Annotated in this window: 1 pseudogene; it reads right to left on the reverse strand. The window is 48.6% G+C overall.

What is annotated here, in order from left to right:
• Positions 1-647, reverse strand: a pseudogene (locus ACTQ33_RS17095) (DUF6076 domain-containing protein); the annotation flags it as partial.
• Positions 648-875: the final 228 nt, after the last annotated feature.

The raw sequence follows: 875 nt of genomic DNA on the forward strand, positions 1-875 counted from the left end.
CGAGTGGCGGCTACATACTGCACCGAAGCATTGGTCAGAGTCATCCAGGCCGGGTTATCCACCGACAGAGTTGGCTCACCTTTGAAGAACTGCCCGAACATTGCCGCATAACCGTCCGGGGTACGGTCATAGCCGGGTTCATTCAACTGCTCTGCAAATTTCGTCAGGGCCTCCTTGTATTGCCCCAGAGAATAACTCAAATGCCCCAGTACCTGCGCTATTCGGACGAGCATGGTTGCCTTGCTATGCTGACCAGTCAAGGCACAGATCAGCTGCTCCTGCTGGGTAAACTGTAAATAAGCTTTTGCGTCCTCCATATATTCTTCGGAAAAGATGGCTGCAAGTTTTTGCTCAAAATAGCTTCGATTCAATCGGGAGAAGGGTGGTGTAACCTGCAAAAAGGAGATGATCTCGCCAGCGGCCTGCTGCACCTGCGGCAGCAGCTCCATATCCAAAGAACCGGTGTTCATACCCTGAAGCAGCTGGTTCAGCACATTGCAGGGAGTATCCAGATTTTCAATGGTGCTGTCCGGGATGTTCAACACCTCGCAGCCAATGGTTCCTGCGGGCATGGTACTCCCCTCATAGGTCACGGTGTCCTGCCAGAAATCCAACGACAAAACCGCATGGTTGATAATCTGATCCATCTTCTCCCTCCTGTCATGTTTTTCTATTTTTATAATAGCACACAACAAAAATCTTGTCATGTTTTTTGAAAACGGCTTGTCATGTTATTAGCCTGTTTTTTTCGATTTTCCCCATAACCTATACAGAGGGGGGAGAAAACTGCCCCATCAAAAAGGAAATGGAGGGAATCTGTATGAATTTGTTTGAAGTGGTGAAAGCCAGTATCAACACACAGGAAGCAGCGCAGA

This window comes from Candidatus Avoscillospira sp. LCP25S3_F1 (assembly GCF_052117125.1).
In the GTDB taxonomy this organism is placed as follows: Bacteria; Bacillota; Clostridia; order Oscillospirales; family Oscillospiraceae; genus Avoscillospira_A.